This is a genomic window from Neptunomonas phycophila, assembly GCF_001922575.1.
Lineage (GTDB): Bacteria > Pseudomonadota > Gammaproteobacteria > Pseudomonadales > Balneatricaceae > Neptunomonas > Neptunomonas phycophila.
Genome location: NZ_MRCI01000001.1, coordinates 1,306,124 through 1,319,422 on the forward strand (window position 1 = coordinate 1,306,124; position 13,299 = coordinate 1,319,422).

Consider the following 13,299-nt stretch of genomic DNA (forward strand, 5'->3'; position numbering starts at 1 on the left):
GGTATTTTTATAGAGCTTCGCCATCGGGAAAACGACCAAAAAACTTGATCAAAAACACAGTAGTGATTATAGAGGGAATTGATTTTTTTGGTAGCGTTGCTTGACCCCGATACTCTAAGCACTTATATATGCACGCTGTTTTTGCCGCTTCTGACCTGAGGGATAGTAATCTGATGGGAAAATCGCTCGTAATAGTAGAGTCCCCCGCTAAAGCCAAGACTATTAATAAGTATCTTGGAAATGACTTCGTCGTTAAATCGAGTGTCGGTCATATCCGTGACTTGCCAACCAGTGGCAACGCGCCAAAAAGTGACCCTAAGGCACGCGCTAAGCAGGCGGCTCTTACGCGAAAAATGTCCCCTGAGGACAAAGCTATCCATAAAGAGAAAAAAGCGAAAGAGCAGCTAATCAATCGTATGGGCGTTGATCCAGAGAACAATTGGGACGCGCATTACGAAATTCTCCCAGGCAAAGAAAAAGTTGTCGATGAGCTGAAAAAGCTCGCTAAAAATGCTGACACCATCTATCTCGCAACGGATTTGGACCGCGAAGGGGAAGCCATTGCTTGGCACCTGCGCGAATCCATTGGTGGCGATGATCAAAAATACCGTCGAGTCGTGTTTAACGAGATCACTAAAAAAGCCATTTCAGCGGCTTTTGATGATCCGGGCACGCTGGATATGAATCACGTATACGCACAGCAAGCGCGCCGTTTCCTTGACCGTGTCGTGGGCTATATGCTTTCCCCATTGTTATGGGAAAAGGTCGCTCGTGGTTTGTCGGCAGGGCGTGTGCAATCAGTAGCCGTTAAACTGGTTGTAGATCGTGAAAAAGAGATTCGTGCTTTTATCCCTGAAGAGTTTTGGGAAGTGCATGCCGGCGCGCAAACTCAAGGCAAAGAAGCGATTCGTTTGCAAGTGGCTAAGTTTGCGGGCAAAGCGTTTCGTCCTGATTCAGAGCAGGATACAAACCAACACGTAGCAGCGCTTAAAGCGTCACGCTTTACTGTGGTAAACCGTGACGACAGGCCGACCAGTAGTAAGCCTTCAGCGCCTTTTATCACCTCGACATTGCAGCAAGCCGCGAGCACGCGTTTGGGCTTTGGCGTTAAAAAAACCATGATGATGGCGCAGCGCTTGTACGAGGCTGGTTACATCACTTATATGCGTACTGACTCAACTAACTTGAGCCAAGAGGCCGTTGAAAGTTGTCGCACTTATATCGGTGATCATTACGGAAGTAAGTATCTTCCTGAAGAGCCGATTAGGTATTCCAGTAAAGAGGGAGCTCAAGAGGCACATGAGGCGATTCGGCCTTCTGATGTAACCCGTGAGGCATCTGACTTATCTGGAATGGAGCGGGATGCAGAACGGTTATATGACCTTATTCGCCGTCAATTCCTAGCGTGTCAAATGACTCCTGCGCTTTACACTAGCTCACGTATTACGGTGAAAGCGGGTGATGATTACGAGTTGACCACAAAAGGGCGTATTTTACGCTTTGATGGTTATACCCGCGTTATGCAAGCAAAAGGCAAAGGCGATGAAGATGTGATCTTGCCTGACGTTAAGTCGGGTGAGGAGTTGGCGTTAGAGTCGTTAGAGCCAAAACAGCATTTTACCAAGCCAACAGCCCGTTACACAGAAGCAAGTTTGGTTAAAGAGCTAGAAAAGCAAGGTATTGGTCGACCATCTACCTATGCGTCAATCATCTCGACGATCCAAGACCGTGGTTATGTGGAAGTCCAAAATCGACGCTTCTATGCCTGCAAAATGGGCGATATTGTTACTGAGCGTTTGACCGAAAACTTCACTGATTTAATGGACTACAGCTTTACTGCTCGAATGGAAGATGCGCTGGATGACATTGCGCACGGCGAAGCTGATTGGAAAGCCTTGCTTGATCGTTTCTATCAAGGTTTAGTACGTCGGCTGGATGAGGCAAAAGATCCAGAACACGGCATGCGGCCTAATACCCCGACTGATACGAATATTCCCTGTCCAGAATGTGACCGACACATGGTGATTCGTACAGGAAGCACCGGTGTGTTCTTAGGGTGCTCGGGCTACAATTTGCCACCTAAAGAGCGCTGTAAAGCAACAATTAACTTAATCCCTGGCGATGAAGTTGTCAGCGCAGATGGTGACGAAGAGGAAGAGTCACGTATCCTTCGCAATAAGCGTCGTTGCAGTATCTGTGACAGCGCCATGGATAGTTATTTAGTCGACCAAACACGTAAATTACATGTATGTGGTAACAACCCGGACTGTCCCGGCTATGAGGTCGAAGAGGGTAATTATCGTATCAAAGGGTATGATGGCCCGACACTAGAATGCGATAAATGCGGCTCTGAAATGCAGCTAAAAAATGGGCGTTTTGGTAAGTATTTTGGTTGTACAAATGATGAGTGTAAGAATACTCGCAAACTCCTGAAAAACGGAGAAGCTGCACCGCCAAAAATGGACCCTGTGCCAATGCCGGAGCTAGCATGTGAAAAGGTTGAAGATACTTATATCTTGCGTGACGGAGCTAGTGGCTTATTCTTAGCCGCTAGTCAGTTCCCGCGTAACCGTGAAACACGTGCGCCTAAAGTGAGTGAGCTGTTGCCGCATAAAAAAGAAATCGATCCAAAGTATGATTTCTTGTTCAGCGCGCCGACTAAAGATATGGACGGTAATGAAACGATCGTTCGTTACAGCCGCAAAACCAAAGAGCAGTACGTCATGACCGAAGTGAATGGCAAAGCTACGGGCTGGAAGGCGTTTTATGAAGGTGATAAATGGGTTGTAGTTGAACCCAAAGCTAAAAAAGCCAGCAAATAAAAGCCGGTTAATAACAGTTATCAGGAGAGCCTCTTTGTTGTGCATGAGCCTTTGCACGCAAAGAGGACATTTGAGGTCGCGATGAGTCAGGTGTATCTGGTTAGAACTAACCAAAAGCTCAACTTTGCTCGTATTCATATTGACGCGTTGCAAGCAGCCCAGTCATCGAATAGTTGGGATCAGCATGCGATGATTGAGTCTTATCATGAGTCCGTCCTGTTTCTGATGGCTTCTGCTTATCAGGCTTTTTTACGAGAAATTGCAGAAAAGTATCGCTTTAATCCAGATGCGATTGAAGCGCTCAGCGATTTGCAAGGGTTGCTGGATGCATCAGTTCAGGAGTCTCCTGAGGTGACAGAGCTATCTGTGTTAGAATCCAATAAACACAGCTGGCTTGCCTTAATGTTATCTGCCTATCGAGGCTGTTGGAAGGCGGCAGATAAAACGGGCCCGTCGGCCAAAGCAAAAGCGGGTGCCGATTTATCACCTAGCTTATCGGAAATTCATATTGTTCAGATTAATCCGGATCATGCAGAAGACGCAGATATTCTGACAGAGTATCGCTCTTGGTTATCTGAGTTTAGGGCTTTACTGGAGCGGCTGCGAAGCGGTATGCAAGAATGGTAAGCGCTTAAATTGACAACATTGGAAAAAGTAAGGGGTGTTAGGTAGTTTGATGGATGAGATGGTGCTAGAAATTGTGCGTTTAGCGTCGGGTGAGTTTGTTATTCGTCGCTCGGGTGAAGAAGAGGCGTTAATGACGCTAAACTTATCACAAGTTGTACAAGATAATCTGTTAGAAAACACAGAAGAACTTGCAAGAAGAATGTTGGTTGCCGGTGCTCATATGATGTCCGACTTGGTGAATGATGAAGAGCCAGGTATCGATACTGATGACGTATCACCGGATGACATGATCCGCCCTTCAACGATTCACTAAAGCGTATTTGCCGTTTCTTATGGGGTATGCCGTGCCTATGCTATTAGTGCATCCCTCAATTAATAGCATGGCGGCGGCGAATCAAAATTCCATTACTTGCCCCTTGTCTGGCGCTTTTTTCTAGGCGCTGAAAGGCATCGTCAGAAATATCTCCGGCCCAGCTAATAACAGCATGGCATGTGCCAGTGCTGAGGGCTTTTTCAGCCAATTGCTGAACGCTATGGTTCTCGTCAGGGTAAAGTAGAATTACCTTTTTAAGATCAATTCCAGCATCTTGTAGCAACGATTTTGGCAAGTTTATAGGTGGAGCAATCCAAGCAAACCAGCGGTCTTCATGGCTTAGCTGCGCCAATAACGGCATTAGCATTGGCATATCTGCTAGATCACCGCTTTGTGTTACGATTTCAGTAATTTTCCCGAAATCACTGGGCTGTTGAGCTCGGGGTTTAAGCTTGGTGCGAATGCTACCTAACTCTTTTTGGGTGCTGATAATGCCGGTAACAGCTTTGTTATCAGGAATTAACATGTGCATTATGGCTCACTCCCTTGTCGTATGACGCCAACGCCTAACCCTTCGATGGAAAGCTCGCTCTCGCGTAAGTCGACCACGATAGGGTCAAACTCTTCGTTTTCAGCTATCAGTTCTACAATGTGTCCAGTGCGTTGGAATCGCTTAACGGTTACTTCGTCACCAATACGCGCTACTACAATTTGGCCGTTACGTGCTTCTGTACATTGGTGAACTGCCAGTAAATCGCCATCCATGATGCCGATGTTTTTCATACTCGTGCCGTGTACCCGCAGTAAGTAATTAGCCGGTGGGTGGAAAAAGTCAGCTGAAATTGTGCAGTGCTCTTCGATGTGCTCCTGGGCTAAAATAGGGCTGCCCGCGGCTACGCGGCCGATCAAGGGAAGACCTTCAGGCTCTGGTTGCTCAAGCTCTGGAAGACGAATACCGCGAGAGGTGCCAGGGATCATTTCTATAGCACCCTTACGGGCTAACGCTTTTAAGTGTTCCTCAGCCGCATTGGCTGATTTAAAACCTAGTGAGCGTGCTATATCGGCACGTGTAGGCGGATAACCGGTTGCATCGATATGATCGCGAATGCAGTCGAGTACTTCTGATTGACGCTTTGTGAGTTTCATATTTGTGCCCGTCATAATTAAGTGCCGATAGGTAAGATAGCCCGCAAATAGATGACTGTTTTTTTATACAGTGCATGTGATTATATACAGGCAAGGTCGGTTGTAAAGAGATTTTCTGTTTATATATCCAGTATCTTGATATTATCCCCGCGACATTGAAATCAGGATTTAAGTTTTGCTCAGCGACGCTCTAAAAAAGTCTATACAAGAGGCATATCGCCAGTTCCTCGGGTTGCATGACCTTAAGCCTCGTTATGGGCAAAAAATGATGATTGCGCAAATTGCGCGCACCTTAGGGAATATCGAAAGTAACGAAAAAGGTGAAAGAAGTAGCGATAACCATATTTGTTTGATCGAGGCGGGAACCGGCACGGGTAAGACAATGGCTTACTTGATTAGCGCTATTCCCATTGCTAAAGCGCAAGGCAAGTCCTTGGTTATATCTACAGCAACGGTCGCTTTACAAGAGCAGCTACTTCATAAAGATTTACCTGAAGCTTCGCGTTTAATGGCAGAACCTGTGCGTTACATCTTGGCGAAAGGTCGCGGGCGATACTTTTGTGTATCCCAGGCTGAAAAGTTGCTAGAAGGCCAAGGCGAGTTAGGCCAAATGGCACTTTATGAAGATGAAATTGCACAGCGAATGGAACCCGATGCCGTTGCTTACTACAGTGAGTTAATGGATCGCTTTGCCTCCGGTAGCTGGGATGGTGACCGCGATAGTCTTGCTGTCGAACTAGAAGAAGAGGTGTGGCAGCCACTCACGAGTGATCATACCCGCTGTACCAACCGTCGTTGTAGCAACTTTTCAGTATGCCCATTTTTTAAATCCAGAGATTCGTTAGATAAAGCGGATGTAGTCGTTGCCAATCACGATCTGGTACTGGCCGATTTGTCTCTCGGGGGCGGCGCTATCCTTCCCGATCCGGCGCAAACCATTTATGTGTTTGATGAGGCACACCATCTTTCTGCTAAAACAACCGGGCATTTTGCTTATAGTTTGCGGGTTCGCAGCACTGAGCGTTGGTTAAAAACCATGTCGCGGCAGTTAGAACATATGATTGATGAGTGCGATAGTCAGCCTGTTTTACAGCAATACATAGAACGAATGGAGCCGGCTAAAGCAGAAATGATTAGCTCGTTAGACCAGCTCCAAATGAGCTTACGCTTGATGTTGCTAGAAGGTGATGAACGACCAAAAGATCGCTTTCGTTTCCCCAAAGGAGTGTTGCCAGAATCCTTGACTGTACCAGCTGCTGGCATTGCTGCAGCGGCTGAAAAGTGGATGTTAAAAGCAGAGCAAATAGTTGATCTGTTAAAAGAGGCGTTAGATGGCGGTATTCCCGAAATTGATAAAGGGGTCGCTGAGCGCTGGTATCCACGCATGGGTCAAATGTGGGCGCGATCTCAATCTATTTTTTGGTTAGCACGTAGCTATGCGGTAGCTGATGTAGAAGGTATTGCGCCAACAGCACGCTGGATTAACTTGGTTGAGTCCACTGACGGGATTGATTTTGAGTGCCGTAGTAGTCCAGTAACAGCGGCCGATACCTTAGAAGAGCACCTGTGGAAGCCCGCGTACGGTGCGGTGTTAACATCCGCAACATTAACTGCTCTTGGACAGTTTACGCGATTAATAGATGACTTAGGGTTGCCGCCAACGGTGGCATGCGAACAACTGCCTAGTCCATTTAATTATGCGCAGGCTGCCTGCTTAAAAGTACCTAAAATGTTAGCTGATCCTGGGAAACCAGAAGATCATACGCAAGAAGTCAGTGCTTTTTTGAACGATTGTCTGCAAAAAGCTACTGCAACACTGGTATTATTCAGTTCTTGGCGACAAATGCTAACGATTCGAGATCAATTGGATGATAAAATCCGTGATCATGTGTTGATTCAAGGCGACTTGACCAAGAACGAGATTATCAAAACCCATAAGTCAGTGATTGATGAAGGCAAACCAAGCATTATCTTTGGATTAGCTTCCTTTGCTGAAGGGGTGGATTTACCTGGGGACTATCTAACCGAGGTGATTATTACAAAGCTGCCATTTGGGGTGCCGGATGATCCGGTTGATGCGACCATGGCAGAATGGATAGAACAGCGAGGCGGTAATGCATTTATGGAATGGACCGTCCCGGAGGCCTCAATACGCCTCACACAAGCCGCTGGTCGCCTGTTGCGTACAGAGCAAGACAGTGGCCACATAATTCTGCTGGATCGACGAGTTGTGACTCGCCGGTACGGACGACAACTGTTGGATGCATTACCACCATTCCGCCGAGAAATCGAATAAAGTGAGTATAATATTGGACGCTACAACAACAGCTAACGAATCTACGCCGAATGATGCAAACCCATCCGCTAAAACCGCTGAAAAGGGCAAGTCGCGTAAAAATGATAAGCGCAAAGCACCGTCGCGTGCTCGAAAATCTAAAAAAGAATCCAGCTGGTCACCGGCAGAATTTATCGTTGCTCAGGAAGAGGGTAAAAAGCGCTTTTTAGATTTTGATCTGCCTGATCAATTATTGCATGCCATTCAAGACATTGGGTTTGAGTACTGCACACCCATACAGGCTGAGACCATTAAACCGGCGTTGGCCGGTAAAGATATTATTGGCAAAGCGCAAACAGGTACGGGTAAAACGGCTGCCTTTCTAGTGGGTATAATTACCGATTTAATCGACTACCCATTAACCGAGCCGCAGCGCCAAGGTGAACCTCGCGCGTTAATTATCGCTCCAACACGTGAACTCGCGCTGCAAATTGCAGACGACGCCGAACTGCTAACGAAATACACGGATCTACGTGTTATCTCTTTAGTGGGAGGGATGGACTACGATAAACAACGTAAACAAATTAAAGGTGGTAACACCGATATATTAGTAGCCACACCCGGCCGTTTAATTGATTTTGTACGTTCTAAAGATGTTGATTTATACAACGTAGAAGTGCTGGTGCTTGATGAAGCCGATCGCATGTTGAGCATGGGTTTTATTCCAGATGTGCGCACCATTATTCGAAATACACCGCGTAAAGGCTCAGAACGTCAAACGTTGTTATACAGTGCAACATTTACTGATGACATTATGAATTTGGCGCGTCAGTGGACCGTTGATCCTGTTCAAATTGAAATCGAAGCTGAGCGACAAACAACCGACAACATTAGCCAAAAAGTGTTTTTGGTCTCCAGTAAAGAAAAGTACAAGCTGCTTCGTAATTACATTCGTATCAATAATATTGAACGCGTCATCGTGTTTTGTAACCGTCGGGGTGAAACGCGCTCGTTGGCCGAAAAATTACGCCGTGATGGTGTGAAAGCCGCGTTGATGTCAGGAGAAATCCCGCAGCACAAGCGAGTTAAAACATTAGAAGATTTCCGAAGCGGTAAAATCACCGTGCTGGTAGCAACAGATGTTGCAGGCCGTGGGATTCATATTGATGGCGTAACACATGTGGTGAACTACCAACTGCCGGAAGATGCCGATGATTACGTACACCGTATTGGGCGTACGGGTCGAGCAGGAGCAGTCGGCACGTCAATTTGTTTTGCATGCGAAAATGACTCGTTCATGATCCCAGAAATCGAACAAGAGACAGGCGTTAAGCTGGAGTGTATCCACCCAGATGAGGCGTTACTAGTTGAGTTTGATCCAATAAAAGAGCCAGCCGAAGCACCTGCGGCTGATACGACTGGATCCGATGAAGACAACGTGACTGCCGAGGTTGAACCGACGAGTGAGACTGCCGTCTCAGAAGAGGAGCCTGTGGTAACTAAAGTTGATGAGCAAACTACGCATGGAAAAGAAGCCTAGTCACTCTCAGGATCGACATAAAACTCAGAAGCTCGCACGTATTTTAGCCATTGTTGTGAGTGCGTTATTTGCAGCAGTGGCGATTGCAGGGTTTAACAGAACGGGTGATTACCTGCAGCTTGGCGTGTTTCTAGTTGTGTCGATAGTTGCCTATTTTGTGATTGTTTTTATTTTCAAGGGTGTTGATCGTTTACTGGATAGTGTAGACGACCGTGAGCACTGAGTTGAATAAGCTAAGGATCTAACATGAGCGCAGAGCAGCGAAAAGTTGCTGTGTTGGGTGGTGGTAGCTTTGGTACAGTTATTGCCAACATCATGGCCGAAAAAGGGATTCAAGTTGCGCAATGGATGCGAAATAAAGACCGAGCTGATGAGATTAACCAGCAACACACGAACAGCCGTTATTTACCTGATTACCCGTTATCGCCGGCGTTAACGGCTACTACTGATATAGAGTCGGCGGTTGTCGGTGCTGAGCTTGTTTTTGTGGCTATTCCCAGCCAAAGCTTTCGCAGTGTTGTGCATCAGATTAAACACATTGTGACTGAGCAGCAGTGTGTGATCAGTACCACTAAAGGTATTGAAGGCGAAACTTTTAGTCTGATGAGTCAGATTTTAAAAGATGAACTACCGCAAGCTAACGTAGGCGTCTTAAGCGGTCCTAACCTTGCTAAAGAAGTCGCTCAACATCAATTAACAGCAACGGTGATTGCTAGTAACCATGAGCCTCTGCGTGCAGCTGTGCAAGATGCTCTACAACAGAGCTACTTTCGCGTCTACGCAAGTTCGGACACCTATGGTGTTGAACTTGGCGGCACACTAAAAAATATCTATGCCATAGCCGCAGGTCTGAGTGCGGCCTTAGGCATGGGAGAAAATACGAAAAGTATGTTGTTAACGCGCAGCTTGGCAGAAATGAGCCGTTTCGCTGTGAGTATGGGGGCTAACCCCATGACCTTTTTAGGCTTAGCCGGAGTCGGTGATTTAATCGTAACCTGCATGTCTCCCTTGAGCCGAAATTACCGCGTTGGGTTTGCTCTAGGAAGTGGTATTTCGCTAGATGAAGCCGTTAAGTCGTTAGGGGAAGTGGCAGAAGGTGTGAATACCATCCGTATCATCAAAGAAAAAGCCGATGAAATGGATATCTACATGCCACTAGTAGCCGGTTTATACGAGATAGTATTTAACGGTGCTCACGTTAAAGAAGTTGCAAAAGCGCTAATGACCAGTGAGCAAAGTACAGATGTTGAGTTCGTGCTACCAAGGACAACAGTTTAATGCTGACATTAATGCGACACGGCGAGGCCAGTTGGGCAAGCGCCACCGATGAGCAACGGGAGCTAACAGAGCAAGGTATTGCGTTTGTTAATGAGCAAGCTAAGCAGTACGCGAACCGTTTGGCTCCCGTCACTCGCATTATTGCCAGCCCGTTTTATCGCACGCGGCAAACCGCTGATTTGGTAGCTGCCCACATGAGCACGTTGCACGCTAATAGCGGCGCTAAGGCTGAAGGGGCGATCGAAATTATTTTAGATGATCGCCTAACGCCTGATACTCCCATTCCTGATGCCGTAGCGGCGTTAGAGCAATACTGGAAGCCTGAACTTTTAGTCGTTACACATCAGCCTTTAATTGGTTTACTGACCAGTTATCTTTTACAGGGCTCCATTTTGTATCCTGAACCTTTTCTGCCTGGGCAGTTAATTTCAATGGATATGGAGTGGCCTGGAGCAGCGCAAGGGATTCGCATTCCTCACTAATCACATTAGGATAGTTTTGTTCGCTCATCAGTACAGCAGGTGAGCTATTCAATAGGTATTGCTATGCATGAAGTAACATACGCCCTCGATCACCTGACTTTGCGTGCCATTGAGTCAGGCCAAGGGCAACCAGAGACAATTATAGCCCTGCATGGCTGGTTAGATAATGCGAGTTCATTTAACGAGTTACGTAAGCATCTAACCAATTTCCACTTTGTGGCTCTGGATTTAGCCGGTCATGGTCATTCTGATCATCGCCCGCCTGGCGATACGTATTATATTTGGGAAAATGTGAGTGATTTGTTGTCGTTAATGGATCTGCATGGCTATAACAAAGTTACTCTGTTAGGGCATTCGATGGGGGCTTCGGTCGCTGTACTGTTTGCTGCGTTATTCCCTGAACGGGTCAATCGCCTCTACATGATTGAAGGTATGGGGCCGCCAGTCTATGACGAAAAGAAGTTACCTCAGCTCATGGCCGAAGCTATTCTTAAGCAAAAGCGCTTAAAACGACGGACATTGCGCCCTTATCCTGATCTTGAATCAGCCATCAAAGTGCGCATGACAAGCCGGTGGCCCGTTTCACGCCAATCGGCGGAATGGCTTGTCGAACGTGGGGTAAAGCATGATGAAACAGGGTATTCTTGGTGTAGCGACCACCGTCTTATGTTGCCGTCCATCAATCGCATGACTGAAAAACAAGTCATGTCCTGCCTCAACGCTGTTAAAGCACCGGTGCGCTTGTACCTAGGCTTGGATGGTATTGATATGTCGGATGCGCAAGCTCGTATGGATCAATTAGACAAGCTCGATGTTATACGTTTGCCCGGTAATCATCATTTACATATGGATGCCGAACCTGCATTAAGGATAGCCACTGATATCAATAACACGCTAGTCTGATCCTTTTTGCTACACTGCAGTTAAAAAAGGACGCTACATGATAATAAACACTGTTAAATCGTTTATCGAAAAAGCTTTGTTGGTAGGGCTGTTTGGATTGTCGCTGGGTGTAATGCCCCACGCCTTAGCTGCCTCTGATGTGCGAGGCTCATCAGATGATACAAGTATTGAGCGCTATCGCGGTTCTTGGATTGTTAATTATCGTCTCACCCCCGATGCTGATTATCGCCTCGTGCTAGGGGGTATAGAAACCGTTAATGGCGTGGAAAGGCCTGAATCGTCTCAGCGATTATCTGGGCAACTAACGCGTATTACTTATCAAATTCCGCAAGGTACTCGAACGCGCGAGCTTAATCGTTTCTTTACTGACCAGCTAAAAGAAAGCGATGCTGAATTACTGTTTACATGTAATGGACGAGCGTGTGGCAGTAGCACTGTCTGGGCTAATCAGGTGTTTAATGAGTCTACCTTGTTAGGTTTGGTGGATTCTCAATTCGTTATCACGGCTAAATTGCCTGGTCAGTATGCAGTGGTCTACATTGTAGAGAGAGGCAACCGTAAAGTTTACGCGCATCTTGACCTAATCGAGACAGACGCTGCCGCGAGAATTGGGGCTGACGCTCTGGATCAAGGCTTCGCCATTTTAGCGGTTGATCAGCAATCTGATATTGATGTGATAACACAAATTAATCAGCAAATAGTACAGGAAGGGCGCCAAGCTACATTGGTTGTACATCACAAGGGTAACGGCTTTGAAGATGCGCTTGAGAAAAGCCAGCGTTTGGCAGAGCAACTTAGCGCGTCGTTACTCGCGCGTAATGTGGATATTTCTGTCACCTCTGTCGGAGCGTGGGTGCCTTCAGTTTTGCAAGAGTTTACATCGGTAGTGGTGTTAGTTATTGAGGGGTAGCATTCATGGCAACGGTCTCATTAGTCCTAGGCAGCGGTGGTGCACGAGGCTATGCACATATTGGTGTGATAGAAGTCCTTGAAGAACATGGATACACCATCAATTGTGTAGCGGGCAGCTCCATGGGAGCGTTAGTAGGTGGTTTATATGCTGCCGGCGCTTTGGAGGATTATGCAGATTGGGTTAAAACGTTGAACCGTTTTAACGTGCTTGCCATGTTAGATATCACGTTCAAAATGGGCGCGATTCGTGGTGATAAGCTGTTTAGTAAACTGCGTGAAATAGCGGGTGACCCCGACATTGAATCGTTGCCTATTCCTTTTACCGCTGTCGCTACGGATTTGGTGCATCATAAAGAAATATGGTTTCAACGTGGATCGCTGCAAGATGCTATCCGTGCTTCTATCGCTGTACCCGGTGTGTTTACACCGGTAGAAGAAAACCGTCGAGTATTAGTTGATGGCGGTATTCTTAACCCGCTGCCTATTGTCGCGACTGTCGCGGCTCATTCCGATTTGATTATCGCCGTCGATTTAAATGGGCAGGGAGATCTACCTGATTTTGAAGTCCCTCAGCCTAGTTGCCCTATTTTGGCGACAGACGGCCCTCATTACGATGCACAAGTTTTGCGCGAGTTAGAAGCTGATAAAGAAGCGCTTAGAAAATCAAAGCTCGATGGTAACATTGATATTCTCATGGGGGCTATTGAAGTGATGCAGGGAGCGTTGAGCCAATACAAAGTGGCGGGTTATCCTCCTGATTTGCTCATTTCTGTTCCTACTGATACATGCCGATTTCATGACTTCCATATGGCAACGGAAGTGATCGCTGTGGGGCGACAAGTGGCGGAAGCAGCGCTAGTTGAGTTGGAAAATCAATCGCTTAGTCGTTAATGTTCTCTCGCTATCTATGGCTGCCGTAGTTGTGTTCTTTTATCTTGTACTAATTCATGAGCGATTATGTCAGTTTTTATCCGATAAAGTGGATTAAAATAACTGTGTTA

Annotated in this window: 13 protein-coding genes; 11 read left to right on the plus strand and 2 right to left on the minus strand. The window is 46.6% G+C overall.

What is annotated here, in order from left to right; translation table 11 throughout:
- Positions 1 to 173 precede the first annotated feature (173 nt).
- From topA to BS617_RS05945, 3 genes are all read left to right on the plus strand, one after another.
- Complete coding sequence (gene topA / locus BS617_RS05935; RefSeq protein WP_075173453.1) at positions 174 to 2,822, plus strand: type I DNA topoisomerase; 2,649 nt, start codon at positions 174 to 176, stop codon at positions 2,820 to 2,822.
- Positions 2,823 to 2,903: 81 nt separating this feature from the next.
- Positions 2,904 to 3,449 carry a DUF6586 family protein gene (locus BS617_RS05940; RefSeq protein ID WP_075171947.1) on the plus strand — a complete coding sequence of 182 codons (546 nt, stop codon included), beginning with the start codon at positions 2,904 to 2,906 and terminating at the stop codon, positions 3,447 to 3,449.
- A gap of 49 nt (positions 3,450 to 3,498) precedes the next feature.
- Positions 3,499 to 3,762: a hypothetical protein gene (locus BS617_RS05945; protein ID WP_075171948.1), complete on the plus strand. Its 264-nt coding sequence runs from the start codon at positions 3,499 to 3,501 to the stop codon at positions 3,760 to 3,762.
- A 55-nt stretch (positions 3,763 to 3,817) separates the two neighbouring features.
- Here BS617_RS05945 and BS617_RS05950 read toward each other — a convergent pair whose 3' ends face one another.
- Together BS617_RS05950 and lexA are read right to left on the minus strand one after the other, a co-directional pair.
- Positions 3,818 to 4,294, minus strand: a complete 477-nt coding sequence (locus BS617_RS05950; protein WP_246283331.1) for a cell division inhibitor SulA — start codon at positions 4,292 to 4,294, stop codon at positions 3,818 to 3,820.
- Positions 4,294 to 4,908 carry a transcriptional repressor LexA gene (gene lexA / locus BS617_RS05955; protein WP_075173455.1) on the minus strand — a complete coding sequence of 205 codons (615 nt, stop codon included), beginning with the start codon at positions 4,906 to 4,908 and terminating at the stop codon, positions 4,294 to 4,296. Before lexA ends, BS617_RS05950 begins: the two co-directional genes overlap by 1 nt.
- 175 nt (positions 4,909 to 5,083) lie before the next feature.
- Here lexA and dinG point away from each other — a divergent pair, with 175 nt between their 5' ends.
- The 8 genes from dinG to BS617_RS05995 all read left to right on the plus strand — a co-directional run bounded on the left by dinG (position 5,084) and on the right by BS617_RS05995 (position 13,189).
- On the plus strand, positions 5,084 to 7,204 hold the full coding sequence (dinG, locus tag BS617_RS05960; protein ID WP_075171949.1) for an ATP-dependent DNA helicase DinG: 2,121 nt from the start codon (positions 5,084 to 5,086) through the stop codon (positions 7,202 to 7,204).
- A 13-nt stretch (positions 7,205 to 7,217) separates the two neighbouring features.
- Complete coding sequence (gene rhlB, locus BS617_RS05965; RefSeq protein WP_075171950.1) at positions 7,218 to 8,723, plus strand: ATP-dependent RNA helicase RhlB; 1,506 nt, start codon at positions 7,218 to 7,220, stop codon at positions 8,721 to 8,723.
- A complete protein-coding gene (locus BS617_RS05970) occupies positions 8,707 to 8,946 on the plus strand; it encodes a hypothetical protein (RefSeq protein ID WP_075171951.1) in 240 nt (79 codons plus the stop codon). The genes rhlB and BS617_RS05970 overlap by 17 nt, the downstream gene beginning before the upstream one ends.
- A 23-nt stretch (positions 8,947 to 8,969) precedes the next feature.
- Positions 8,970 to 10,001, plus strand: coding sequence for an NAD(P)H-dependent glycerol-3-phosphate dehydrogenase (locus BS617_RS05975; RefSeq protein WP_075171952.1), 1,032 nt, complete (start codon positions 8,970 to 8,972; stop codon positions 9,999 to 10,001).
- Entirely contained in the window at positions 10,001 to 10,483 is a 483-nt protein-coding gene (locus tag BS617_RS05980; RefSeq protein ID WP_075171953.1) for a SixA phosphatase family protein, read from the plus strand. Before BS617_RS05975 ends, BS617_RS05980 begins: the two co-directional genes overlap by 1 nt.
- A 63-nt stretch (positions 10,484 to 10,546) precedes the next feature.
- Entirely contained in the window at positions 10,547 to 11,386 is an 840-nt protein-coding gene (locus BS617_RS05985; RefSeq protein ID WP_075171954.1) for an alpha/beta fold hydrolase, read from the plus strand.
- 37 nt (positions 11,387 to 11,423) lie between these two features.
- Positions 11,424 to 12,296 carry a DUF4892 domain-containing protein gene (locus BS617_RS05990; RefSeq protein ID WP_075171955.1) on the plus strand — a complete coding sequence of 291 codons (873 nt, stop codon included), beginning with the start codon at positions 11,424 to 11,426 and terminating at the stop codon, positions 12,294 to 12,296.
- Positions 12,297 to 12,301: 5 nt separating this feature from the next.
- Positions 12,302 to 13,189, plus strand: coding sequence for a patatin-like phospholipase family protein (locus tag BS617_RS05995; RefSeq protein ID WP_075171956.1), 888 nt, complete (start codon positions 12,302 to 12,304; stop codon positions 13,187 to 13,189).
- The last annotated feature ends 110 nt before the right edge of the window (positions 13,190 to 13,299 follow it).

What these genes read in the sequence shown, in the direction of transcription:
- topA (WP_075173453.1), top strand. Translation starts at nt 174, where the DNA reads ATGGGAAAATCGCTCGTAATAGTAGAGTCCCCCGCTAAAGCCAAGACT.
- BS617_RS05940 (WP_075171947.1), top strand. Translation starts at nt 2,904, where the DNA reads ATGAGTCAGGTGTATCTGGTTAGAACTAACCAAAAGCTCAACTTTGCT.
- BS617_RS05945 (WP_075171948.1), top strand. Translation starts at nt 3,499, where the DNA reads ATGGATGAGATGGTGCTAGAAATTGTGCGTTTAGCGTCGGGTGAGTTT.
- BS617_RS05950 (WP_246283331.1), bottom strand. Translation starts at nt 4,294, where the DNA reads ATGCACATGTTAATTCCTGATAACAAAGCTGTTACCGGCATTATCAGC.
- lexA (WP_075173455.1), bottom strand. Translation starts at nt 4,908, where the DNA reads ATGAAACTCACAAAGCGTCAATCAGAAGTACTCGACTGCATTCGCGAT.
- BS617_RS05970 (WP_075171951.1), top strand. Translation starts at nt 8,707, where the DNA reads ATGGAAAAGAAGCCTAGTCACTCTCAGGATCGACATAAAACTCAGAAG.
- BS617_RS05975 (WP_075171952.1), top strand. Translation starts at nt 8,970, where the DNA reads ATGAGCGCAGAGCAGCGAAAAGTTGCTGTGTTGGGTGGTGGTAGCTTT.
- BS617_RS05980 (WP_075171953.1), top strand. Translation starts at nt 10,001, where the DNA reads ATGCTGACATTAATGCGACACGGCGAGGCCAGTTGGGCAAGCGCCACC.
- BS617_RS05985 (WP_075171954.1), top strand. Translation starts at nt 10,547, where the DNA reads ATGCATGAAGTAACATACGCCCTCGATCACCTGACTTTGCGTGCCATT.
- BS617_RS05990 (WP_075171955.1), top strand. Translation starts at nt 11,424, where the DNA reads ATGATAATAAACACTGTTAAATCGTTTATCGAAAAAGCTTTGTTGGTA.
- BS617_RS05995 (WP_075171956.1), top strand. Translation starts at nt 12,302, where the DNA reads ATGGCAACGGTCTCATTAGTCCTAGGCAGCGGTGGTGCACGAGGCTAT.